Consider the following 25,249-nt stretch of genomic DNA (forward strand, 5'->3'; position numbering starts at 1 on the left):
ATCGTCACAAAATAGAAAATAGTGTCAGGAACCATACATTAATTCTCTGCCAATTTCGATCCTATATTTTTCACAGAAGGTTTGGAAGGTGTACCTCCAATTGGATCTTCTGCTTGTTTTGCCCGTTTGATAAAGAAGGCAAGAACTAGCGCAACACCTGCAATAAAGGTAGCAATGAGGAAGGAATAGTTGATTCCATTTAACATTGCCTGAGCCATAATCTGCTGCTTCATTTCAGCAGGTGAAACAGAAGTAGTTGGATGCAGTGCCATTTGTTTCAACGCTGCCGCTCCAAGTTCTTTTGCCTGCGATGCTGTACGATTGGTCATAATTGTAACCAATAACGCTGTTCCAATTGCACCCGAAACCTGGTTCATGGTATTGTTCATCGCTGTACCATGTGGATAAAAACGTCTTGGAAGCTGGTTTAGCCCATTTGTCGATACAGGCATCATAACCATCGACATTCCAAAACTTCTCACCGAGTATAAAATAATCAGGTGTTGATACGTTGTATGCAGCGTTAATTTGCTAAAGAAATAGGTTGTTACGACCATTATAGCTAAGCCAGTAACGGCTAAAATACGTCCGCCGACCTTGTCAAATAGTTTTCCTGTAACAGGTGACATGAAGGCCATCAAAATGGCTCCAGGTAGCAGCAATAGTCCGGCATCCATCGGTGAAATCCCGCGAAGGGTTTGTACATAAATTGGAAGTAGCAACATACCGGAAAACATCGCCATATTCACAATCATCGAAATGACAGATGATAAAGTAAACATTGGGTATTTATAGATTTTGAAATTAAGCATCGGCTGTTCTTGCTTTATCTGACGCAGGATAAACACGGTCAACGAAATGATCCCAACAATGATTGTCCCATAAACCTCAGGGCTGTCCCAGCCTTTTTTACCTGCAGAACTAAAGCCATAAAGAATACCGCCAAAACCGATGCTTGATAAGATTAATGAAAGTAAATCTAAGCGAATATCCACTTTATCCTTTTTATCTTTCAAGGTGAAGAATCCAATCAATACAACTAAAATGGCAATTGGTGTGACAAAGTGGAAAAGCATTCTCCAGTCGTAGTGTTCAATAATCCAGCCCGATAGCGTTGGACCAATTGCCGGTGCGAACATTAATATTAATCCGAAAACCCCCATGGCTGTTCCCCTTTTTTCGATCGGGAAGCTTACCAACATGACATTCATTAAGACTGGCATCAAGATCGCTGAACCGGAAGCCTGCAACATCCTTCCTGCTAATAAAATAGGAAAAATGTGAGCAAACCCCGCAATAATCGTTCCAATTGTAAATAAACCCATCGCCAATAAAAATAGGTGGCGGACAGAAAACTTTTGAATTAAGAATGCGGTTGTTGGAATTAAAATCCCGTTCACCAACATGAAACCTGTGGTCAACCACTGCACGGTTGATGCTTCAATGTTTAAATCCTTCATTATTGAAGGAAGGGCAATATTTAATAATGTATTATTTAAAAATGCAATAAATGCTCCAATCATTAACACCGCAATAACTCCATACGGTGGACGATCAGTCTTTTTAACGGAATGATCCATTTTTGTTCCCCCTTAGACATGTTGTTCATTATCTTTTTCCGTAATCTCGATAGACAATAAAACATATCATATACCTTCAGTTCAAATTTTGCAATCAAAAAATATCGAGTAATTAAAGGTTTTTTGATATTTTTATGATAAATCCTTTGATATTTATACTTGAAGTCTAATGAAAAATCATAGATAAAAATGGGCCTACAAGGCTGCTGCTATCAGCAAAAATTTGATATTTGTGGAATTCTCTAAAGGGGCAAATAATCATTATTCTTTATCTATAAACTATTTTTTAATCGCTTAATTTACAAAAAGTAACACGACCCGATATAAATTACTAATTATGGGAACAGAAAAAATCCCACATGTGAACTGGCTATCTCCAAAGTCTGGAACTAATTTGTCTATTTCATTGCTGACTACGGCAAAGGACATTTCAGTTTGACAAATAAAAACGGCAATAGTCTTATTAGTTTAATTGCTTTTTTCAAATAAATATTCAATTGATATAATTTCACTGAAAATATAAAATAGGGGAAAAAGAATAGGAGTAATGAAAGTGAATTCACCGAAAAGTATTATCGAAAAACTAAATTTAAATAAATATCCTCGGAAGTTAATTCTTCAAAAGCCTGAAGAAATGGATGATTTCAATGGAATGGAATATGACTCAACGATCAAAAATGGAAAATATGATCTTATCTTTATTTTTATTTTTAGCCTAGAGGAATTTTCAAACCATTTGCTGTCAGTAATTGAAAAACAATTATTAACGGAAAATGGATACATATTCTTTGCCTATCCGAAAAAGAATAATCCGATCTATAAAGAATACATAGATCGTGACAGCTTCTTTCAAGCAGTACCTGTCAATGAGGAAGGTTATATGCTTGAAAGTAACATAAAATTTTCTCGAATGGTAAGTCTAAATGATGTTTTTACTGTGATCGGTTTGAAGTCCGCACCAAAGAAGACAAAAAAAGCGGCCAGCGCCAAAAATAGCCAATGTGTGGATGACTACATTGTCCATGTAGATGAAATTAAGAACTATTTGAACAAAAACGAGGATTTACTAAGAATCTACACCGAATTAACCTTCGGGTATCAAAAGGATTGGGCACGCTATGTTTACAGTGCCAAAAAGGTAGAAACTCAGGAAAAACGATTACTTGAAATGGAGACCATTTTAGGAGAAGGTTATAAATCCATGGAGTTGTTTAGGCGGCAAAGGAAATAGAATATAACATAGTTATAGTGCCAACAATTATTTAACAAATGAAAAACACATGGGTTTTTTAAAATCCCATGTGTTTTCATATTTTTATCATGTTAGAAAAGCAAAAAATGCTGTCAAAAAATTAGTAGCATCCTCTATTTGTGAATTTTTGTTCATTTTTTAAAATACGGCATATATTCTCTGATGCAAAGGCTAAATTGGTTGCGCCAGCTTTAAGCGCTTCTTCTAAAGTAGAAACTCCATGTAAGATTCCAACAATGGCAGTAAATCCGTGATCATATAATGGATCGACATCTTTTCCAATTCTTCCAGCAAGCGCAATTACAGGTACTGAATGCTTCTTAGCAATCGTTGCTACTCCAAAAGGTGTCTTTCCAAATAATGTTTGTCCATCAATACTGCCCTCTCCAGTAAAAACATAATCTGCACCCTTTATCTGTTCCTCAAGTCCGGTGTATTCGATGACCAGATCGATACCTTTTTTTAGATGTGCATTTAAAAAGGCCATTAAGCCTGCACCCATTCCGCCTGCAGCTCCTCCACCATCCAAATGGGTAATATCTTTGTTCAGGAATTGGTGGATTACGTCAGCGAAATGAGCTAAATTTTGATCTAGTAGTTTCACTACCTCTGGAGTTGCACCTTTTTGCGGTCCAAATACCGCTGATGCACCGTTTTCACCAATTAATGGATTTGTTACATCACAGGCTACATCCATTTTGACCTTTTTAATTCTTTCATCTAATCCACTCAAATCAATCGTGTGTAATTGATGTAAAGCACCACCGCCGAATGGTAGTTCTTCACCGTTCTTATTTTTAAAGGAGACCCCAAGGGCTTGAAGCATTCCTGTCCCTCCATCATTGGTTGCACTTCCGCCAATTCCAATTAATATTCGGCTCACACCCTTTTCAAGGGCATGTTTGATTAATTCTCCCGTGCCATAAGTTGTTGTCAGTAATGGATTTCGATCCTCTGGTTTGATTAATTCTAGTCCACTTGCACTTGCCATTTCAATAACAGCTGTATGCCCTTCATCCAATAGACCATAGTCTGCAACCACCTTCTCACCTAATGGTCCAAGCACTTCGGTGTTAATAATTTCCCCATTCGTCATACTGACTAATGATTCAACCGTTCCTTCCCCACCATCTGCCATAGGAACCATTACACAATCCGCATCAGGAAAAACTTTCAGTATTCCTTTTTGCATGGCCAGGGCAGCATTTTTCGCCGTCATACTCTCTTTAAATGAATCTGGTGCTAAAACAAACTTCATAGCATTCTGTCCTTTACAAATGGATTAGAAGTTAAAAAAACCTTGAAAAGAATAGAGTGACAATCCAGCCACCCTATTGATTACAGATAACACCATTAATTATAATTATTTTTCCACCAATGGTAAATCACGCCTGAATCAGTTTTTTCTATACAAGTTCCACCATAATAAGGTTTAATAAAAGAGATAAACTATTCACAAAACACATTCATACGAAATGGAGCCAGTGTAAAACCGTGATATTAGTAATTGATAACTATGACTCATTCACGTTCAATTTAGTCCAATACATCCGAAAAATTGGCGAAAAGGTCATTGTAATTCGTAATGATCAATTCTCGCTAGACGATATAGAGAAGATGCAGCCAGATCATATTCTTATTTCTCCAGGACCTGGTAATCCTGATTCTGCTGGTCTATGCTTAGATGTGGTTAAAACGTATTATCAGAAAATCCCTATTTTAGGTGTTTGCCTCGGACAACAAATTATTGCGCAAGCCTTTGGTGGGATGATAAGAAAAGCATTAAAACCGATGCATGGAAAAGTCTCACTTATTAGACATGATCAAAATTATATTTTTAATGATATACCTACACCCATTCAGGTGACCAGATATCATTCATTAATCGTGGATGAAGCTTCCCTTCCTCCCTGTTTTGAAATTAGTGCAAGAAGTGGGGATGGAGAAATAATGGCAATCCGACATAAGCATTTTAGAGTGGAAGGAGTTCAATTCCACCCCGAATCCATCTTGACGGAAAAAGGATTACAAATGTTAGAGAATTTTTTTATCAAATCAAAGGTAGATCAGGAGGGATACAAAAAAAATGAAGCAGCAACAGCCTCACCTATCTTTTGAATTTGCAGATTCCAACGGTGAAATAAAGCCGCATACATTTCAAAATCCAATCAAAGTGATCATTGCGCATACAATCGACGAGGTGATACCGAGCTTTCAACTTGTTCAGGATGCGGTTGATAACGGTTATTATGCTGCAGGATTTATTACATACGAAAGTGCGGCTGCATTCGATTCTGCCTATAGAGTTAAGGAGGGAACTAGCTTACCGCTGTTATGGTTTGGGATATTTCCAGAGCCATTGCTTCGACCGCTTAGCCATACTGGTACGTATTCACTCACAGAATGGAAATCCTCCGTAAGTACAGATGAGTACAATCAATCGATTTTATCGATTAAACAATCGATTGAAAATGGCGATACATACCAGACAAATTATACGATTCGACTTAACTCCCATTTCCAAGGTAACGATATCGCTTTTTTTGAGAAATTGAAAAGAGCACAAGCATCCAATTATTGTGCTTACATCAACACTGGCAATCATAGTATTTTGTCTGCGTCTCCTGAATTGTTTTTTCACTTGGATGGTGACGAAATTACCACTCGGCCGATGAAAGGAACAATTAAAAGAGGAAAATCGGTTGCAGATGATGAAGCAAACGCTAAATGGCTTTATCATTCTGAAAAAAACCGCGCTGAAAATCTCATGATCGTGGATCTGCTGCGAAATGACTTAGGCATCATCGCTGAACCTGGTACAGTTAACGTTCCACAGCTTTTTGAAATTGAACATTATCCTACTGTACATCAAATGACTTCAACGATTACAGCAAAGGTTTCTGCCAATACGAAACTTGTTGATATTTTTAAAGCACTTTTTCCTTGTGGATCCATTACAGGTGCTCCCAAAATTAGCACAATGAACATCATTTCAAACTTAGAAACTTCACCGCGTGAAGTTTATTGTGGGGCGATTGGTTTTATTTCACCAAATAAAGAAGCCATTTTTAATGTACCAATTAGAACCGTATTGATTGAACATCAATCTGGGATAGCCACCTATGGTGTTGGCGGAGGAATTACTTGGGATTCAACTACCGAAGATGAATATCAAGAAATCATGACGAAGGCAAGCTTACTTGAAGAAAACAGACCGGAGTTTCAATTACTGGAAAGTTTATTAGTAGTCAGGGGGGAGTTTTTTTTATTACAAGAACATCTTAATCGCCTGAAAAAGTCAGCCCAATTTTTTGGTTTTTTATATAATTCAGAGGGAGTTAAAAAGGCCTTACTCGAGTTTTCAAGTCAAAATAATATTGGGGAGTTAAAAGTTCGACTCCTTTTGGAAAACGATGGGAACATCACCATAGAAGGAACTCCTATCAACAAACCGCAGGCACCTCTGAAGGTAATGCTAGCCGACAACCCAATAGAAAAAAATAATCCCTTCTTATACCATAAAACCACGAACCGGGAAGTATACGCTCAATTTCAAATGTGGAAGCCTTCAGCTGTTTTCGACGTGCTCCTTTGGAATGAAGACGGTGAGTTGACTGAATTTACGAATGGAAACGTGGTCTTGGAAATAGATGGAGCATTATGGACACCACCTTTAAATAGAGGCTTATTAGCTGGCACCTTTCGAGAAATGTTACTTAAAAATGGAAAAATTCACGAAAAAACACTAACAGTTGCAGACTTACAAAAAACCACGAAAATCTGGTTTATTAATAGTGTTCGGAAATGGCTGCACGTTCAATTAATATAGATGGAATATCAGAAAACGCGAATTTGCTTTTTACCCATGTGATAGACCCACCGAAAGACTATTTTAAGCTTAAGATGGTGCCTGACACCCTTCAATAAAATAAGGCACCATCCAGTTTTGAATACGACATTTAATAGCTGACGTAAACATGCAATTGAACAAAAAAATGTGATTGAAAAACGAAATGAATTCTATCTTACTCGACTTTTTACCATTGGCTGAATAACCTTTGGTTTTGTGTAGTTGGAATCATTTTTCTTAAAAGCGTGCCAATAAGCCATAGCTATAAATGCTGTACCTCCTACTGCATTTCCTAAAAAGACTGGGATAAAATTCTGAAAATATTCAAACCAAGAAAAATGGCCGGCAAATATGGCAGCAGGAATGACAAACATATTTGCTACTACGTGCTGAAATCCAATCGCAACAAATGCCATCGTTGGAAACCAGATTCCGGTTATTTTCCCTACGATATCGTTTGCACCATAACAAAGCCATACGGCAGCAGCAACCAGCCAATTACAGCCAATACCAGAAATAAAGGCTTGGAGAAAAGACACTTCAAGTTTATGCTCTGCAATACTAATTGTCTTTTCTAAGTAAGGTCCCGTTTCAGTTAATCCAACAAGATGTCCAAAAAAATAGGCAACAAAAATAGCGCCGACGAAGTTACTAACCGTCACCAGAAACCAATTATAGAATACCTGCCCTGTGCTAATCTTATTCGCCATTCTTGCAAGTGGCACTGCCATCATATTCCCAGTCAATAACTCTCCACCTGCTAGTAAGGTAAGAATTAGCCCTACAGGAAAAACTGATGCTCCAATCAAATTGCTTAATCCTTCTAAATTTATTGATAGAGTTGCCGTAACCCGGATGGAAAGTAAGTATCCAAGTGCAATGAATGCACCTGCTTCAAAACCTAATATCAGTATCTGTAATGGAGAGTACTTTGTTTTTTTCATGCCATTTTCCACGGTGATTTCCATAATTTTTTCTGGTTTACTGTATCCCATTAGATAGACTCCTTTTAAAATATCATCTGTTTATAGTTTGTGAAAGATTTAACATACTCTATTGTACCGTAATTTCTCCCAAAATCCTGTGAATATTTCATTACTATTTTACTTACAACCAGTATTTACATGTTTTATATGAAAAACTTTTCTTCCCCTTCTTTACTAATATTCTTAATACTACCGTTTCTTCAATAGCTCGTTTCAAAAAATAAATCATTAATTTTTCGCGTTTCGTTGGGCTATTTTCCAAACATACTCAGCAGCAATTTTCTTTGTTTCTGCCATACAATTGCTTTCATTAAGGATGGTTGCTCTTCTTTATCTATAGGAAATATTATAACTAAACCAATTTTATTGGATATATGGTTTAATGATAGTTAAGGAATGATGAAGGAGAAAATTATGAACAAAAAAACGGCAATAGTTACAGGTTCTTCAAGCGGCTTTGGCATGTTGTGCGCCATCGAACTGGCAGTGAATGGCTTTACTGTCATTGCGACAATGAGAGATGTGAAAAAAGCAAAGCGATTACTCGAAATTGCAAAAGAAAAGGAATTAGAAAAATTCATTCATATCCATTCACTTGATGTAACGTCTAGCAAATCTATAAATGAATTGAAATATTTACTTACAAACTATGTATCTGTAGATGTGTTAGTTAATAATGCCGGATTTGCACTTGGTGGGTTCAGCGAAGATCTTTCAATCGAGGAATATCGGCAGCAATTTGAAACCAACTTTTTCGGAGTAATTGCAGTAACCCATGCAGTCCTTCCCTTTATGAGGGCTAGAAAGCAAGGCAGGATTATTAATATGAGTAGCATTAGTGGCAGAATGGGATTCCCGGGATTATCTGCTTATGTTTCATCCAAGCATGCGCTTGAGGGATATAGTGAAAGCTTAAGGCTGGAGCTTAAACCATTTGGAATTGATGTTTCATTAATCGAACCTGGATCGTATCAAACCAATATTTGGTCAAGCGTGGATTATATGGAAATCAGTACTGAATCACCCTACTCATCCTATATGAAAAGCATCCTTAAAGAGATTGAAAGTGGAAAAGCAGAACATGGCAATCCCACCGAAGTAGCTAAACTAGTAGCTCAAATTGCCTCTCAACGGAAATCTCCAAACTTCAGATATCCGATCGGTAAAAGTGTGAAGAAAAATCTGTTTCTAAAAACGATTCTTCCCTGGGAATTCATTGAAGCCGTTATTATTAAAAAACTACGGCATTAATCCATTTTCCAAAAGAAGATTTCGTTAAAGGGCAGAATATGTAAAAAGGAGATTTCCCTGTTAATAAGGAGGAGGCGGTATTCTATTTCTACCGCTTCTTCCAATTGAACGATAGAAACGTCTTCTTTCTTACAAACTAAAAACCCTACTTCTTCAATGTATGCACAAATTTGAATCCACATTTCCCTCCCTTTAAAAATCCTTATTTTAAGTTAAGATACAGAGAAAGGTTTTACATTTTTTGTTAATTAGATTAGTAATATTGAGAATTATAACAAAAAGGTAAAATTAACCACACAAAAGAAAAATGTTGTATGATATTAACGTAGGATCTAATAAGGAAAATTCTAATTTAAAAATACAGAATTTTTCCATTATTAATAATATTAAGGAGGAACATATGCTAAATCAATCTTTAATTGAAGACGTACTAACAGCGGCTTTATCAACTGGCGGAGATTTTTCTGAGATTTTCGTAGAGGACCGTTTTACCAATAATTTTACCTTGCAAAGTGGAAAAATCGAATCATGTCTTTCCGGCCGTGATTTTGGCATTGGCATCCGTGTATTTAAAGGATTGCAAAGTGTTTATGCTTATTCAACCGACTTTACCAAAGAAGGCATTATAAAAGCAGCTAAAAATGCCGCACATGCCATAAATGGAAAAACGATTATTCAACTGGCACCTCTTGTGAAAGAATCATTCGAAACGATTAATCCCGTTCAATTCTTACCGAAAGAGGTGGATAAAACCCGCAAAGCAGCCATCATGAAAAATGCGTATGATACGGCAAAAAACTATCATTCTAGTATTTCACAGGTAACTGTTCGCTACATGGATGAAGAACAAAATGTCCTGATTGCCAATTCTGAAGGAAAATTGATCGAAGACAAACGAGTTCGCTCAAGGATGGCGATTCAGGCTGTGGCAGTGCGAGATAACCAAATGGAAACAGGCTTCTATGGACCAGGCGCCCATCAAGGCTTTGAGTTTTTCGAAAATTCAAATATGGATTATTTTGCAACTGAAGCAGCTCGCATTGCCGTGACCATGCTGGATGCTAGTCCATGTCCAAGTGGGAAATTCCCTGTCATTATTGATAATGAATTCGGCGGGGTTATTTTTCATGAAGCCTGTGGACATGGATTAGAAGCTACAGCTGTCGCGAAAAACCACTCTGTGTTTGCGAATCGCCTTGGTGAAATGGTCGCTCCGGAAATTGTTACCTATATCGATGACGGCACTCTGAAAAACGAATGGGGATCTATCAATATAGACGATGAAGGCGAAAAGGCACGGAAAAATGTTCTCATCGAAAATGGTATTCTAAAAGGCTATTTAATTGATAAATTTAATTCACGAAGAATGGGCATGGAATCAACCGGTTCTGGAAGAAGACAATCCTTCCGCTTTGCTCCAACCTCCAGGATGACCAATACATATATTGCACCTGGAAAATCAACACCAGAAGAAATTATCACCAATACCGAATATGGGATTTACACAAAATATATGGGCGGCGGCCAAGTGAACCCAGCTACAGGTGATTATAACTTTGCTGTCATGGAAGCGTATGAAGTGAAAAATGGAAAGCTCGGAAAACCATTGAAAGGTGCTACTTTAATCGGTAATGGTCCAAAAACCTTACAGCTTGTCGACATGGTCGGAAATAATTTGGGACATGGCGCAGGAATGTGCGGTTCACAAAGTGGAAGTATTCCAGTAAACGTAGGGCAACCGATGATCCGTGTCAGCGAAATCACCGTCGGTGGGACAAAGGGGGAATAAGCGTTGATGATACAAGAATTTCAAGCGAAACTATTTAACGAGGCACAAAGCAGCGGATTTACAGATGTAGAAATGTATTATGAAAAGAAGGAAGTTTTTGGTTGCCAAGTGTACAAAGGGGAAATTGATCAATATGAAATTGCAGAAGATGGTGGCGTATCCTTCCGTGGGATCATTAATGGAAAAATGGGCTATGCCTATTCTGAAAAAATCGATGATGCCTCTATTCCCTTTTTGTTAGATAACGCTAAAGAAAATACCCAAATAATGCATGATGAAGATATTGAAGAAATCTTTGCTGGAAGCAATCATTATAAACAAGGAAATTTTTTCTCTCCATCCATAAATGAAATACCCATTCCTGAAAAAATTCAATTTATTAAAGATGTTGAACGTGAATTACTTGCACTAGATCCTAGAATTGTTGGGACAGAATATTGCGGCATTCGGACAGAATCGGTCTCTAGAAATCTTTCAAATAATAAAGGTTTGTCATTAACTGATCAAATGAATTATTTGTATGTTATCGTGGAAACGATCGTAAGAGAAGGAGCCGAAACGAAAACATCCTTTGAATTTCAAGTGACAAAAGATTTCCACCGCTTAAATGCCATGGAAATTGCCAAAAAAGCCGCTGATGAAGCACTCTCACAATTAAGATCGAGAAATATACCGAGCAAGGAATATCCGATTCTTTTAAGAAATGATGCAGCAGCTAGTCTATTAGCAACATTCTCGTCTAATTTTTCTGCAGAAAACACTCAAGCAGGTATTTCATCCTTGAAGGATAAGCTCGGAATGCAAATTGCTAGCCAAAAGATTACGATTGTTGATGATCCATTCCTTGAGGAAGGCCTTGCCAGCAGAACTTTTGATAGTGAAGGAGTTGCGACTAAAAACCTAACATTAGTAGAATCAGGTGTCTTACAATCTTTGCTACACAATCAAAAAACTGCGAAAAAAGAGCAAACGGAAACCACAGGACACGCTCATAAAGATTCTTATAAAAATGCTGTCAAGGTTGGTCCATCCAATTTTTATATCGAGCCTTCCACTACCCCATTTGAAGCATTGCTTGCTTCCGTAGACGAAGGCGTTTTAATTACGAATCTATCTGGCTTGCATTCAGGGGCTAACACGGTTTCGGGTGACTTTTCACTTGCGGCTAATGGATTTTATCTGAAGGACGGTAAGGTTCAATATCCTGTTAACTTAATGACCATCGCGGGTAATTTTTATCAATTATTATTGAATGTCGAAGAAATTAGCTCGGATTTAACTTTCCCACTATCACCAATTGGTTCTCCATCAATTTTAGTTAAATCATTATCGGTTACGGTTGAGTAAGAGGAGCTTTTTCGGGTGGGTGTCCTAAAAGTAGAGCTTTGGGACACCCTTTTTTGCGTCCATATTGCTATTTTGTCATTTCAAATTAATCGAAATGAAGTCTTATTACTTTGTTATTTGCGAATAAGTGCCTTTTATTTGTAAATAGACCATAAATTTATTTAATCACAAAATGAAAAATACCCTCATTGGAAATATAAATTATCTTCCAAATGGGGGTATTTTTATGGAAATTCAGTCATTTAAACTCTATCTCTTCTGAACGAATAACCTCAATCTTTCGTACTCATCAAGCCTGTTTTCCCAATATGGACATAAACTCCTCCCCGGAGATTGTCTCTTTCTCTAAAAGATACTTTGTTAATTCGTGCAATTTATCTTTATTATCCTCCAAAATTTGAATGGCTTTTTGATGGCAGGATTTGATAATTTTTAGGATCTCCGAATCTACTTTTGATGCGGTTTCTGCCGACACAATTAGGGAAGAGTCTCCTCCTAAATACGGGTTATTGACGGTTTCTAATGCCATCATATCGAATTCGTCACTCATTCCAAACCTTGTTACCATTGCTCTGGCAATCTTTGTTGCTTGTTCAATATCATTGGAAGCGCCTGAGGTGACCGTTTTAAAAATAATCTCCTCTGCAGCGCGTCCTCCCATATAGGTGGTTATTTTATCCAATGCCTGTTCTTTTGTCATTAGGACAGTTTCATGCTCATCCACTTGCATCGTATAGCCTAATGCTCCTGAAGTCCTAGGAATGATGGTGATTTTATGAACAGGGGCTGAATGACTTTGTTTTGCCGCAACTAAAGCATGGCCAATCTCATGATAGGAAATCGTTAATTTATCCTTCATCGAAATCACAGCATTTTTACGTTGATATCCTGCAATTACCACTTCAACAGATTCTTCCAAATCATTTTGGACCACCTTACTGCGGCCAAGTCTCACGGCCCTAAGTGCCGCTTCATTGATAATATTGGCTAAGTCAGCTCCAGAAGCTCCAGATGTAGCTCTGGCAATCACATTAAAATTAACATCATCAGCTAATTTTACTTTTGTAGCATGTACTATTAAAATCGACTCACGACCAGTCAAGTCAGGTAATTCAACCGGAACTCTTCGATCGAATCGACCTGGTCTTAAAAGTGCTTTATCAAGTGTTTCAGGTCGATTGGTTGCGGCTAGGATGACGATGCCCTTATCCGCATCAAATCCATCCATTTCTGTTAAAAGCTGATTTAATGTTTGTTCCCTTTCATCATTACCGCCGGCTATGCCTGAATTTCGGCTTTTACCGATTGCATCAATTTCATCAATAAACACAATACACGGTGCTTTTTCTTGAGCTTGTTTAAATAAATCTCGAACTCTGGCAGCACCCATACCAACAAACATCTCAACAAATTCAGAACCGGACATTGAAAAGAATGGAACCTTGGATTCCCCTGCCACAGCTTTTGCCAAAAGGGTTTTTCCTGTTCCTGGAGGTCCTACTAACAAAGCTCCCTTAGGAATATTTGCTCCGATTTCTTTGTATTTTTTCGGATTATGAAGGAAATCGACAATTTCCTGCAAAGCCTCCTTAGCTTCATCCTGACCTGCTACATCTTTAAAGGTAATACCTGTTTCGGTTTCCACATATACTTTTGCCTTACTTTTGCCAAAGGACATCGGTCCTCCTCCGCCCATCATCTTGTTTTGCATCTTTTTCATAAGCCATTGACCGATAGCAATAAAGATTAGAAACGGTAGGATCCAAGTCAAAATGAAATTTATTAGTGGCGAGGTTTCTTTTGGTATCACCTTGGTAAATTTAACATTTGCCTTATGCAACCGATCAACTAATTTAGGATCGTCTATTTTTCCCGTCTTGAATTCCTTAGCCTCTTTTGTATCAACTGGCTTAAACATAATTGTGTTATCTTCAATTTCAACCTGTTTTACTTTACCTTTTTCAACCATTGTTAAAAATGTACCATAATCAACTTCTTTTACAGAGTGATTAAAAATGGCTGGAAAAATAAAAGAATTTAGCAGCAAAATAATTACTAATGTAACTCCATAGTAATATACGAGTGGTTTCTTTGGTGGCTTTATTTGTTTCATCTAAGTTCCTCCACGTTGACTAGTCTTAAATTAGTATGCTCTTTCTTAACCAATTTTACATGATGACCAAAGCATCGATTTTATTTACGAGCTAGTCCATTTTTTAACAGATTTATTTCTATTATATAATTACTCAAAGCTTCTTGCTGAGATAACTCTTTGCCAAATTTCTCCACAACATTACGAAAAGTGATGGTTGATATTATTTGCATGATATGGCGCAAATCCCTGTCATTTGAAATATTCAAACCGCTTGTATTGATTAAATCTGTAATTTCTTTAATATTTTCGTTACTTTCACAATCCCTAAAAATCTTTGAAAAGGTATATTCTATTTTATATGTCATGTTTAAGAAAGCATTTTCCAGAAAGGTAACATTTTCTTCTTCCTCGATAATCAATTGAAAAAAATCAATCATCGTTTCAAATAAATCCCCATCATATTTTTTTAGGAGCAAAACAAAGTTGTCATTAATATTAATAACAAATTCATTTAATAAGAAAAAATAGGCATCCTCTTTGTCTTCAAAGTACTGATAAAAACTGCCACGTGGTATTCGTGCAGTTTTAATAATATTCGAAATGGAAGCATCGTTTAATGGCACCCTAGAAAATTCCTTTTTGGCTGCATGAATTAACATTTTCTTTTTATTATCTGGTAAATTATAAAAAGTTATCTTTGGCATTGGCTCCTAACCCCTATCATTCAAACAGCTAATGTGACATTGCAGCATTATCTATTTATAATAAATGACAATCTGTCACTTGTCAAAAAACAGAAAATGGTTCCAGTCCCCAAGCGCTTAAAACCCTTAAATCGCTGAGGAACTGTAACCATCTATGAGGTTGCATATTGATAAATAATAGCTTTTTTATATCTTTCGTAACCACTCAAATTTCTAATAATTTGTCCTTTGGATTTTTACACATTAATTTTGGTCAGAGCTTCTCCGATCGATTCTTGAATAACATATGTATTTGGTTCTAGGTCATAAGGTGTATCTCCTTTATTAATAATTATCAAAGGTATACCTGTCTTTCTGTATTGTGGAAAAGTGGAGAATGGCGTTACTTTTAAACTCGTACCTAAAACCAATACACAATCTGCTTGCGAAATGGTGTTTATGATCGCGTTAAACCCTTCGATTGTAAACCATTCTCCAGAATCACCAAACAAGACCACATCCGGTTTTATGTAGCTGCTTTTTTTATCTTTATTGACACAATGGTCACAGAGATAAAATTCCTCCATCGTCTTCATCCTCTTGACCATTTCATCAGTCGAATAGATTTTTCCACAATTTTGGCAAGTTGCTGTTTTCATTGTTCCATGGAACTCAATGACATTGTTACTTCCCGCTCTTTGATGTAATCCATCTATATTTTGGGTAATGATTTGGGTAACCTTGCCTTCTTTTTCCCATGTTGCAAGAATTTCATGGCCAATATTCGGAACCGCCGCTGGGTGATAAAGATGTTCGATTGCAAATTGGTAAAACTCTTTTGGATGTTTATAAAAATAATCAAGCGAGAGGATATACTCAGGTGCCAACTGATAAATCCCAGTTCTTGAACGGAAATCCTTTATCCCCGATTCCGTACTAATTCCTGCACCTGTAAGAACGACGATGTTCTTTACCTCTTTAATGAGGTTTTTACATGTATATATCAAGTTGTTTTCCATTTGAATATGTCTCCTTCTGTTCTACTTGTCAGAATCCACAAGGACCAAATTGCAATCCTGTAAGTTATCCTCCAATAGCACCTGACACGTTATAGAGGCTAAGATCAATCTCTGTCTGTATCCCTACCACATGCTTTGCTAGTTCTGCACCTAGAAAGGGTCCGCTAGTTAGGCCAGATGCGCCAAGTCCATTTGCTATATAAATTCCTTCGTAATCAGGTAAGGCCCCTACCACTGGTAAAAAACCAGGGGTGAAGGGTCGAAATCCTACCCGTGTTTCTACGAAACTGCTATTTGATAGGCCTGGTGCTACCTCTAAAGCTCTGCCTAAAATTTCATTTATTCCCCCGGCAGTTACCCGATTATCGAATCCTGCCTCATCTTCATGTGTGGATCCAACGACAACCCGACCATTTTCAAAGGTAAGGATGTACTGGTTATGGAGCGGCATGACAACCGGCCATGAATTCGTATCGATATCAGGCAATTCAAGATGAACAATTTGCGCTTTTTGGTGTTTGACTAAGAATTCAACACCTAATGGTTGCAATAGCTCTTTTGACCATGCCCCTGCAGTTACAATTACCTGATCGGCAAACAATATGGATTCCTTAAACTTAATCCCAATAACACGGTTATTTTTATAAACAATGGAGGCATTTCCACTTAGAAAAGTAGTCCCATTCTTTATTGCAGAGCTAATCAAAGCCTCTCGTAAAGCTCTTCCATTCACTCGCGCTCCGCCACTAATATGAACAGAACCAAATTGTTCTGATAAGGGTGGAAATAGGGTCTTCGTTTCTGAAGGCAACAAAATCGTAATTTCACCAATTTCAGGGGCATCCTCTCTCCGTTTGCGGACTCGATCTGCCATCTGTTCCAGCTTATTCCTGTCTGCATGAAGACTAATGGCTCCAACACGTTTATAGCCTGTTTCTTTTTCTCCATCAGCTTCCAATTGAGCAATTAAATCAGGATAATATCGAGCGCCACCCTTTGCTAACTGATACCAGGATTGGTTCCGTCGTTGCGAAAGCCAGGGACAAACAATTCCTGCTGCAGCATCTGTAGCCTGACCTGGGTCGTGACGATCAATTAAAATAACCTCTGCACCTAATTTGGAAAGGTGATAAGCGGTTGAGGCACCGAGAACCCCTGCTCCAATCACAATAACTTTCTGCATATAACACCTTTTCATTATAGTTTTATCGTACTCAAATAAGATTTTTGATATGTTCGTAAATATTCAATATCGCTTATTTTGAAGACAAATCACACATGTAATGATATCAAAAATGAGTGATGATGGAAAAATGATTGAGATTCCATGAAATCTTTATGGTGACTTTTGAAAAAAACTGACTACATAGGAAAAGGAGATACAATGGAAATCGTTGAAAAAAATCTCATTGCTTTAGTTTACTAGTATAACCATTCTTGATGATTCCTGAATACTGCCAAAACAAAAAGTCGTTTTCCATCGAAAACGACCTCCATTATGACTGATGCCAAGCACCATTTATTAAACTTAGATTATTTCTTAAAAATAGTGTCGATAACTTGATCGGAAGTCATTTCACTATCTACCACATATACACCAGGACGCAAATTACGGTCTAGTCCTTTTTTCTCTATATCTTGAGAAAAGTGAAGAGCATTCGGAATCAAATTTGCTTTTACCAGCATGTTTGCGACATCGATACTGGTCATTCCCTCTGACACATTAACGACTACCTTAGTTACATTTTTATTAGACTTGCTGTTTTCAGCTGGTGCTTGTTTTTGTTCAGCAGCCTTGGCAGCTTTCATATTCTTGTCATATTCATCTTTCGTTTGGACAACATACCCTTTAGTTACAAGCTTTTTTTTCATATCCTTTTCAGATGGTTGAACCTTCACTATCTGGTTTTCCGATGTTTTGGCAGATGCGTTTGGGACATCTTTTTTATCAGAGAAGTATACAATGCTACAAATTGTTGTCGATATTAGAATTCCTGCTGCAAAGCTGCTTAATAAGTTAATTCTCATTGGCAACTTTTCTCCCTTCATCCTTTAATTTTTGATAAGGAGCAAGCAGCAGTTCGATTTCACTTTCTGATACCTGTTTTTTCTCAGCAATACTCACAATAGAGTAATTGCGTTTATATAGGTCTAGTACTTCACGCAAGAAAAGTTTTTTCTCAGAAGATAGCTGAATTTCCGCTTCTTCCATAACCACTTCAATATCAAGCTCTAGATTTCGAATTGACTCTTGCATGCTATGGATCTCTTTCATATTAGCTACATGAACCATATCAATTTCATTACGAGTAACTTTAGAGGCTTGAATAGTTTTTAATATAGAGATGATTAGTAATATAGCTGAGATCCCAAACAATCCTGCTAACGTCCATTCCATCATAATCATTCCCTCCTTCGATTGAATACCAAGGTCTTATTATACATCCAAAAACTAATTTTTTCGATTTGAATCTCAAAAATACTCAAATAGTCGGAGGGAATTGACAAATTGCGGTGAAATAGGAATACATTCTCTCCCTTATCATTCATACATGAAAACAGGAGAATATCATATGAAAAAGCACTCTATAGAGTGCTTTCAAGGGTTTTCTGATCATTTGTTTGTTCACTTATAGTCAGAATAAAAATCTGATCTATTTTTTGAAGCACTTGCTTTGCTCTTGGAATATTCACACCATGGCATCAAGTGTTAGTTTTAGTTCACTTGGAAAATGGCCTCGCCTTCGCAATTTCTATAACTGTTAACCCAAATTGTTAAGCTTTAGCAGATACTAGGATGGCCATTACATTTTGGACGGATTGAACAGATTGATCGAGTGCAGTCTTTTCTTCATCCTCCAAGGGAATTTCTATTATACTTTCGATACCGTTACCGCCTAAGATCGTTGGTACACCTAAGTAAATATCGCTATAACCGTATTCACCCTCAAGATAGGCAATGGCAGGTAATATCCGCTTTTTATCCTTTAAGATCGCTTCTGCCATTTGCACCATTGAAGCCGCTGGTGCGTAATAGGCGCTTCCTTGACCAAGTAATTCGACGATTTCTCCGCCTCCCTTGCGCGTTCTTTCCACAATGGCTTTAATTTTTTCAGGTGAAAGAATTTTTTCAAGCGGGATTCCGCCTGCATAGGAGTAGCGGACTAATGGGACCATATCATCTCCATGGCCACCTAATACAAATCCAGAAATGTCTTCAATCGAAACATTCAACTCCTGTGCAACAAATGTATTGAATCGTGCTGTATCCAACACACCTGATTGGCCGATAACGCGATTTTTCGGAAAACCAGTCGTTTTATAACATACGTATGTCATGGCATCAACAGGGTTACTTAGTACGATGATGTAACAATTGGGAGCGTATTTTTTTACATTCTCTGAAACTTCTTTGATAATCTTTTCATTTGTCGCCACTAAATCATCACGACTCATTCCGGGCTTTCTTGGAAGACCAGCGGTGATTAATACTAAGTCAGCATCTTGGATGTCTTCATAGTTAGAAGTTCCCGTAATTTTCGCATTAAAGCCTTGAACTGGACTTGCCTCCAGCATATCAAGTGCCTTCCCTTTCGTTGGATTGCCTTGTGAAGGAATGTCAACTAATACAACATCTCCCAGTTCCTTTTGAGCAAGCATAAGAGCAGCCGTTGCACCTGTAAATCCTGCCCCGATAACAGCTATTTTTCTACGTGTAAAAGCCATTATTTTCCTCCGTTCCGATAGCACCATCTAAATACTCAATAGATAAAATGTATGATTATTTTTCATCCTCAGGTTTGTTTCCTGCTTTTCCAGTTTCTTTCCCAGCTTTCGGTGACTCCGCTTTCTTTTTAATAGAGCTTTTGTCATCGGAGGGGATTTCCTTTTTACTACTAGGACCTTTTATTTGATTTTCCTTCTTTAATAAAACTTCATTAATGGATTCATCGGGATGTGGAATGACATGGGCGGAAACCAGCTCACCAACTCTTGCTGCCGCTATTTTTCCAACTTCAATAGCAGCTTGGACAGCACTGACATCACCTTGCACCAAAACAGTAACAAGACCAGCATCTACCTTTTCTTGCTTCACTAATGTTACATCAGCTGCTTTCAACATCGCATCAGCTGCTTCGATGGAACCGATTAATCCTCTTGTTTCAATCATTCCTAATGCTCTACTCACGTTCGTTCACCTCTTTCCTTTCAACATCGATGGAATCAACTATTCCAATAATGAGAGCATCTATGGGCAAGTTTTGTTCAATGGACATATTAGCAGCTGCGCTCCCACGGGTAACGAGGACTCGATCGCCAAAGCCTGCTCCAATTCGATCCACGGCAATAAACGGATCTCCAACAGAAGTTCGATCAGGTAATTCAGGTTGAACAAATAAAAATTTCAACCCCGTTAAATCATCCTCTTTCCTAGTAGCCCAAACATTACCAATTACTGTCCCCAATTGCATTTAACTTTTCGCCCCTTTTATTTAATAACTTTGATGGTTTTCCCCAATTCCCGTGCCGTATCCCGTGCTAAAGGGGTAATAATGGTAGATGGATCGACCATCAATTCAACTTCTTTACAATCTCTTACATCCCTTTGAGTTAACAACTTTTTCTTTTTAAAAATGGGATCTTTTGCAACATCTGATGAAACTGTTACCGCCGAATTGCCAACAAAACCTTCGAAAGATTCGACTTCCACACCATATTTCATTAATGTTTCCTTATATCCGATCAATTGGGAAACATAGTCTCTGTTCTTAGGATTCACGTTAAATAGGTGTTCCTGCAAATAAACTGTCGGAATGATAGAGACTGGGACGGATTCTAATATGCACCGTGAAAGCAATTTACTTTCAGGTGTATCGAATATACCGAGTACACCCTTCACAAGTAAATCCTGAGTGGCATGTAAGAAAACCACTTTGTCCACCATATCTAATTTTACGGTTTCATCTGCATTGCAACTTACAGCGTTCCATTTTGTCTTCATCAATTGCAATGGCTTTGGATCAATAAACGATGTGTCCCCAACAACGAGAAGAGTGGGTTTGGATGATTCTAGCGGTTTCTCTGCTGTTGAACTTAGTTGTTTGACTACCTCCAAAACAATTTGCTCGATCCAATTACGATCTATCATACTGTTTCCTCGTATTTAATAAGTTTTCCTTTTGATTTTCCGGTAATAAAGCCGGCATTGGCTTCATCTGTATCGACATGCATTTCAAGCTTATACCTAGGGGAAACACGAATCAAAACCTTCCCAAGGGTAACAGGCCGCTCACCTTCAACCACTACTTTGACAAACTCCCCATTCTTAACTGCAAAATTGAGGGCATCCCATGCTGTCATATGAATATGGGCCTGTGCAATAATGAGTCCTTCATTTTTGTAGAGGCTGCCTTTTGGGCCGACAAGTGTGATGGGGGCAGACCCACTAATATCACCTGATTCTCGTAACGGTGGTTTTACTCCTAACCGGACCGAATCAGTTTGACTTACTTCCACTTGGGTCATTGTACGCGCAGGACCAAGAACGCGCACTTTTTCAAGGCTCCCTCTTGGTCCCACAATCGTAATAGATTCGTTTGCAGCGAATTGACCTGGTTGAGATAAATCCGCTTTTTTCGTTAATTCATAGCCCTCACCAAAAAGGGCTTCTAGGTCGTTTTTACTTAAATGACAATGCCGGGCAGAAACAGCCATTGGGACGGAATGATTCCTTGCGGAGGCTTCTGTTAACCGTAAAACAACTTCCTCCACAATCGATTGAATGGCCTGGTGGTCCATGTTTCATGCTCCTAACCTATTATTCTGGAAAAATTAAAGTTCGATATCTAATTTTGGTAAAATGCTTTCCAATTCGTTGTGTGGACGTGGAATGACATGAACACTCATAAGCTCACCTACACGTTCAGCTGCAGCAGCACCCGCTTCTGTTGCTGCTTTAACGGCACCAACATCACCACGTACGAGAACAGTCACAATCCCTCCGCCTACATGAACCTTCCCAATTAAATGAACATTTGCTGCCTTAACCATTGCGTCAGCAGCTTCAACAGATGCTACTAATCCCTTCGTTTCAATCATTCCTAATGCAGTTAATTCTCTTGCCATTTTACATTCCTCCTAAATTAGTTGTTTTTATATTTTTGAATGACTTGATTCACCATTTCAGCAATAACCTTTGCGTCGACTTCCCCTTTTGGTGCTACTTGCTTGAGCACTTGGTCAACGATATGTTCAATATCCTGTTTATCACCTGCACTTTTTTTAGTAGATGCAGATGGTTTTGGGATGGAAACTTCCTTGATTCCATAAGCCATTCTCTTTATGTTAATAAGATGGCGTGCTGTGACATTATCTGAAGTAATATTACCTCCAAAGGAGCCACAGCCAAGTGTTAATGAAGGCATTAAGCCTGTTGTAGCTCCAACTGCCCCAATCGATGAAAGGGTATTGACCATTAATCTTGAAACAGGCATTTCAAGAACAAATTCTTTTGCGACAGCATCATCATTCGTATGGAGCGATAAGCTGTGACCTCTTCCTCCAAGATTCAGAAGCTTTAAACAATATTCCTTGGCCTCTTGGTAGTGTTCAGCCGTATAAAGGGCAAAGACTGGTGACAGTTTTTCAATCGAGAACGGTACATCTTTTCCCACACGTGACTCTTCAGCAATTAGTACCCTTGTTTCAGCTGGGACATGAACTCCCGCCATTTCAGCAATCTTTATGGCTGTTTGTCCTACAATCGCTGGATTTAAATGTCCATGTGTGAGAGTAATGACTTTTTCAACTAATGCTTTCTCTTTTGCATTCAGCATGTAAGCACCATTATTTTTTAACTCACGAATCACCATTTGCTGGATATTCCGATCGACAACTAGTGCTTGCTCCGTTGCACAGATAGTTCCATTATCAAATGATTTACTATCTACTATCATCGATACCGCTTTTGAAACATTTGCACTCTTTTCAATATAACAAGGGACATTTCCAGGTCCTACCCCATAGGCAGGTTTTCCGGAGCTATATGCAGCCCGAACTAAGGCACCACCGCCCGTTGCTAATATTACATTAACATCACGATGCTTCATTAATTCGTTCGATGCAGCCATTGACGGCTTTGAAATCCAGCCAATCAGTCCATCAGGTGCACCCGCTTGTACCGCAGCATCTTGACAAATTTTCAATGCTTCAACCGTACATTTAACCGCACGTGGATGCGGACTGACGACAATTGCATTTCTAGTTTTTAATGAAATCAATGCTTTAAAAATCGCTGTTGATGTTGGGTTAGTCGTTGGGATAATCCCAGCAACCACACCATAGGGATATGCTACTTCCGTTATTTTCTTAACACGGTCTTCCAGAATGATTCCAACTGTTTTTTCATCTTTAATGGATTCAAAGACAGCCATTGAACCAACTTCATTTTTTATTTTTTTATGTTCCACGATACCCATGCCAGTTTCTTCAACCGCCATTTGCGCAAGCTCAAGGGATTTTGAATAAGCGGCTTGTGCCACACGCTTAACAATTTCATCTACTTGTTCCTGAGAATAGGACATGTAGGTTAATTGAGCTTCTTTAGCACGCTTGACGGCATCCCGCATCTCTTGTATCGATTGGAGATCCTGATCAAATTGCACTATTACACACTCCTTTTGTAACTCTAATTCCTACTTAAGAGGATTTTTGGCGATATCCAAAATCGCATCCCTGAAAGCGTCTGCCGCAGCTTGACAAGCTGATTGTGTGCCAGTCAAAAATCCACCGCCAAAATTTGTTTCAGACGGGGGCCCAAAAAACTTAACAAGCTTGACATCTGCTGCCTTCAAAGCAGCATCTAACCCATAGACCGCTTCTAACGGAGGAGCAATTAGATAGGCCAAGGGCTCGCCTAGCTTGATTCCCGCTTCCTTCGAAAGGTAGGATCCTGTTCTTGAAACCACATGTGCATACAGCGCATGCGTTTTTTCCAGATTGATTGCTTCGAAAAAGGCATCAAACTTAGCTGTTTGGAGCACCGCTTCCATTCCACTTTTCACTTCGTCAGGCGACACACCAGCGATTATGCCTATCATCTCTCCCGACAATGGCCCGGAAGCATGGCCGGAACCAGCGTAAAAGGAACGAGCATAAACCACTTGGACATCTGCTCTTTTCGTTGCTTCATCCAGGGCAGTATATCCAATATCATCAACCGTTGAGGTAAAAATGGCCAAGCTTCTATGATGCGGCTCCAGATTAAATTGCTTCGCCAAATCAGGGTCAACATTTGGAATCACACGAACTGCTAATATATCAGCATGAATACGTTCTAAAGCCAAACTACTTACCTCCTAGTTTTCCTTTTGAACAAGCGACACTCCGCTAGCTTCATATTTTAAAATTTTCTGAATAACCGTACCAAGGTAGGCTCCGGCCTCGACAGGCGGGATACCGCCCTTGTGAATATTCGAAATCACCATACGTTCAGCCTCAATTGTTCCTATTCTCGGCTTAAAGCATAAATAGGCACTCAAGGATTCTGCACTAACAAGACCTGGACGCTCCCCAATCAATAAGACGACTACCTTAGGCTGAAGCAACTCACCTACATCATCCATAACGGCAACCCGTCCCTTTTCGATATAAAAAGGGGTACCTATATCAAGTCCCAAACTTCTTAGTGATTGCATTAATGATAAGAAGACGTCCTCAACATTTTCTTCAACTGCACTTGAACTCAGTCCATCGGAAACAATAATTTGAACGGTGGGAGCTTTTCGACATTTCTCGCTAATGATTTGCTTCGCTTCATCCGAAAGCTTTCGCCCTAAATCTGGACGGCGAATGTAAACCTCTTTATCACGAACCTTTGTACTAACCTTAAATAGATCAAGTCGTTTTAAAAGCTCCTCATTTACATCTCCATAAACAGCATCTACAGCAGCAGCATGATCAAAACGGAATTTTAGCCAAGTATTCGTTTTCGGACGTAAACCTGCTCTTCCGACTCCTATTCGGGCTGGTGTTTTGCTAATCAGCTCTTTTAATTCTTCCGGATTAAATGGATTTTCAATTCCTGAAGTAGGATAAATTGCGTTAGTCCGTTGCTCATCCATTACAATTGTTGACTCTTTCTTTTTAAGTGACTTGGATTCAGAGTTTTGCGGAAATGTTATTAATTCCTGTCCGTCTTCCACTTTCATGCTTGGCAGATTTAGAGTTGGACGATTGGAACTTTCATGTTCAGTGCTAGATGAGTGATTCCAGAATTTCACTGTTGAAGCTAGAGAAACACGGTTTGCTTCCAAGTTTCCATCTGAACTATATTGGGTTTGTAATTTTTCGACAATCAATTTTGTTACTTTCTCTATTAGCTCAGGATTCAATTCAA

At 38.4% G+C, this 25,249-nt stretch carries 25 protein-coding genes; 6 read left to right on the plus strand and 19 right to left on the minus strand.

The annotated features are described in order from the left end of the window. Positions 1 to 38 precede the first annotated feature (38 nt). Positions 39 to 1,580 carry an MDR family MFS transporter gene (locus M5A78_RS04635; protein WP_248734109.1) on the minus strand — a complete coding sequence of 514 codons (1,542 nt, stop codon included), beginning with the start codon at positions 1,578 to 1,580 and terminating at the stop codon, positions 39 to 41. Positions 1,581 to 2,127: 547 nt separating this feature from the next. Here M5A78_RS04635 and M5A78_RS04640 point away from each other — a divergent pair. Beyond that, positions 2,128 to 2,811 (plus strand): YdeI/OmpD-associated family protein, encoded by a 684-nt coding sequence (locus M5A78_RS04640; RefSeq protein ID WP_319942254.1) that lies wholly within the window; start codon positions 2,128 to 2,130, stop codon positions 2,809 to 2,811. A 121-nt stretch (positions 2,812 to 2,932) separates the two neighbouring features. Here the strand turns inward: M5A78_RS04640 and M5A78_RS04645 are convergent, their stop codons facing one another. Continuing rightward, positions 2,933 to 4,090: a glycerate kinase gene (locus M5A78_RS04645; protein ID WP_248734111.1), complete on the minus strand. Its 1,158-nt coding sequence runs from the start codon at positions 4,088 to 4,090 to the stop codon at positions 2,933 to 2,935. 236 nt (positions 4,091 to 4,326) lie between these two features. Here M5A78_RS04645 and M5A78_RS04650 point away from each other — a divergent pair, with 236 nt between their 5' ends. Beyond that, positions 4,327 to 4,950: an anthranilate synthase component II gene (locus M5A78_RS04650; RefSeq protein ID WP_248734112.1), complete on the plus strand. Its 624-nt coding sequence runs from the start codon at positions 4,327 to 4,329 to the stop codon at positions 4,948 to 4,950. After that, positions 4,919 to 6,661, plus strand: coding sequence for an aminodeoxychorismate synthase component I (gene pabB, locus M5A78_RS04655; protein ID WP_248734113.1), 1,743 nt, complete (start codon positions 4,919 to 4,921; stop codon positions 6,659 to 6,661). The genes M5A78_RS04650 and pabB overlap by 32 nt, the downstream gene beginning before the upstream one ends. Positions 6,662 to 6,852: 191 nt before the next feature. Here the strand turns inward: pabB and M5A78_RS04660 are convergent, their stop codons facing one another. Further along, complete coding sequence (locus tag M5A78_RS04660) at positions 6,853 to 7,677, minus strand: formate/nitrite transporter family protein (RefSeq protein ID WP_248734114.1); 825 nt, start codon at positions 7,675 to 7,677, stop codon at positions 6,853 to 6,855. Positions 7,678 to 8,082: 405 nt separating this feature from the next. On the opposite strand from M5A78_RS04660, the gene M5A78_RS04665 reads away from it, so the two are divergent. Next, positions 8,083 to 8,919, plus strand: coding sequence for an SDR family oxidoreductase (locus M5A78_RS04665; protein ID WP_248734115.1), 837 nt, complete (start codon positions 8,083 to 8,085; stop codon positions 8,917 to 8,919). Here the strand turns inward: M5A78_RS04665 and M5A78_RS04670 are convergent. Beyond that, on the minus strand, positions 8,916 to 9,101 hold the full coding sequence (locus M5A78_RS04670; RefSeq protein ID WP_248734116.1) for a hypothetical protein: 186 nt from the start codon (positions 9,099 to 9,101) through the stop codon (positions 8,916 to 8,918). The genes M5A78_RS04665 and M5A78_RS04670 overlap by 4 nt on opposite strands. Positions 9,102 to 9,319: 218 nt before the next feature. Between M5A78_RS04670 and M5A78_RS04675 the strand changes: the two genes are divergently transcribed. Next, positions 9,320 to 10,708, plus strand: coding sequence for a TldD/PmbA family protein (locus tag M5A78_RS04675; protein ID WP_248734117.1), 1,389 nt, complete (start codon positions 9,320 to 9,322; stop codon positions 10,706 to 10,708). 6 nt (positions 10,709 to 10,714) lie between these two features. Continuing rightward, a complete protein-coding gene (locus M5A78_RS04680; protein WP_248734215.1) occupies positions 10,715 to 12,055 on the plus strand; it encodes a TldD/PmbA family protein in 1,341 nt (446 codons plus the stop codon). Positions 12,056 to 12,344: 289 nt separating this feature from the next. Here the strand turns inward: M5A78_RS04680 and ftsH are convergent, their stop codons facing one another. The 15 genes from ftsH to eutC form a co-directional block, all read right to left on the minus strand. Next, positions 12,345 to 14,168, minus strand: a complete 1,824-nt coding sequence (gene ftsH, locus M5A78_RS04685) for an ATP-dependent zinc metalloprotease FtsH (protein ID WP_248734118.1) — start codon at positions 14,166 to 14,168, stop codon at positions 12,345 to 12,347. Positions 14,169 to 14,248: 80 nt separating this feature from the next. Beyond that, a complete protein-coding gene (locus tag M5A78_RS04690; protein WP_248734119.1) occupies positions 14,249 to 14,854 on the minus strand; it encodes a TetR/AcrR family transcriptional regulator in 606 nt (201 codons plus the stop codon). A 236-nt stretch (positions 14,855 to 15,090) separates the two neighbouring features. Further along, positions 15,091 to 15,852, minus strand: coding sequence for an NAD-dependent protein deacylase (locus M5A78_RS04695; protein ID WP_248734120.1), 762 nt, complete (start codon positions 15,850 to 15,852; stop codon positions 15,091 to 15,093). A gap of 64 nt (positions 15,853 to 15,916) precedes the next feature. Next, the gene (locus M5A78_RS04700) at positions 15,917 to 17,035 is read right to left on the minus strand and encodes an NAD(P)/FAD-dependent oxidoreductase (protein ID WP_248734121.1); all 1,119 of its coding nucleotides are present in this window, start codon (positions 17,033 to 17,035) and stop codon (positions 15,917 to 15,919) included. 350 nt (positions 17,036 to 17,385) lie between these two features. Further along, on the minus strand, positions 17,386 to 17,880 hold the full coding sequence (locus M5A78_RS04705; RefSeq protein ID WP_248734122.1) for an aminodeoxychorismate lyase: 495 nt from the start codon (positions 17,878 to 17,880) through the stop codon (positions 17,386 to 17,388). Next, complete coding sequence (locus M5A78_RS04710; RefSeq protein WP_319942255.1) at positions 17,870 to 18,253, minus strand: hypothetical protein; 384 nt, start codon at positions 18,251 to 18,253, stop codon at positions 17,870 to 17,872. Before M5A78_RS04710 ends, M5A78_RS04705 begins: the two co-directional genes overlap by 11 nt. A 374-nt stretch (positions 18,254 to 18,627) precedes the next feature. Beyond that, the gene (mdh, locus tag M5A78_RS04715; protein WP_248734123.1) at positions 18,628 to 19,578 is read right to left on the minus strand and encodes a malate dehydrogenase; all 951 of its coding nucleotides are present in this window, start codon (positions 19,576 to 19,578) and stop codon (positions 18,628 to 18,630) included. A 55-nt stretch (positions 19,579 to 19,633) separates the two neighbouring features. Then, entirely contained in the window at positions 19,634 to 20,041 is a 408-nt protein-coding gene (locus M5A78_RS04720) for a BMC domain-containing protein (protein WP_248734124.1), read from the minus strand. Continuing rightward, positions 20,034 to 20,324, minus strand: a complete 291-nt coding sequence (locus M5A78_RS04725) for a EutN/CcmL family microcompartment protein (protein WP_248734125.1) — start codon at positions 20,322 to 20,324, stop codon at positions 20,034 to 20,036. Before M5A78_RS04725 ends, M5A78_RS04720 begins: the two co-directional genes overlap by 8 nt. Before the next feature lie 17 nt (positions 20,325 to 20,341). Further along, the gene (locus M5A78_RS04730; RefSeq protein WP_248734126.1) at positions 20,342 to 21,001 is read right to left on the minus strand and encodes a hypothetical protein; all 660 of its coding nucleotides are present in this window, start codon (positions 20,999 to 21,001) and stop codon (positions 20,342 to 20,344) included. Next, positions 20,998 to 21,651 (minus strand): phosphate propanoyltransferase, encoded by a 654-nt coding sequence (locus M5A78_RS04735; RefSeq protein WP_248734127.1) that lies wholly within the window; start codon positions 21,649 to 21,651, stop codon positions 20,998 to 21,000. The genes M5A78_RS04730 and M5A78_RS04735 overlap by 4 nt, the downstream gene beginning before the upstream one ends. Before the next feature lie 33 nt (positions 21,652 to 21,684). Then, positions 21,685 to 21,978, minus strand: coding sequence for a BMC domain-containing protein (locus M5A78_RS04740; RefSeq protein ID WP_248734128.1), 294 nt, complete (start codon positions 21,976 to 21,978; stop codon positions 21,685 to 21,687). A 17-nt stretch (positions 21,979 to 21,995) separates the two neighbouring features. Next, entirely contained in the window at positions 21,996 to 23,516 is a 1,521-nt protein-coding gene (locus M5A78_RS04745; protein ID WP_248734129.1) for an acetaldehyde dehydrogenase (acetylating), read from the minus strand. A 30-nt stretch (positions 23,517 to 23,546) separates the two neighbouring features. Then, positions 23,547 to 24,197, minus strand: a complete 651-nt coding sequence (gene eutL / locus M5A78_RS04750; RefSeq protein WP_248734130.1) for an ethanolamine utilization microcompartment protein EutL — start codon at positions 24,195 to 24,197, stop codon at positions 23,547 to 23,549. A gap of 12 nt (positions 24,198 to 24,209) precedes the next feature. Beyond that, positions 24,210 to 25,244, minus strand: coding sequence for an ethanolamine ammonia-lyase subunit EutC (gene eutC, locus M5A78_RS04755; protein ID WP_248734131.1), 1,035 nt, complete (start codon positions 25,242 to 25,244; stop codon positions 24,210 to 24,212). Between the last annotated feature and the right edge of the window lie 5 nt (positions 25,245 to 25,249).

The sequence above is a fragment of the Neobacillus rhizosphaerae genome (assembly GCF_937468385.1).
GTDB lineage: Bacteria > Bacillota > Bacilli > Bacillales > Cytobacillaceae > Neobacillus > Neobacillus rhizosphaerae.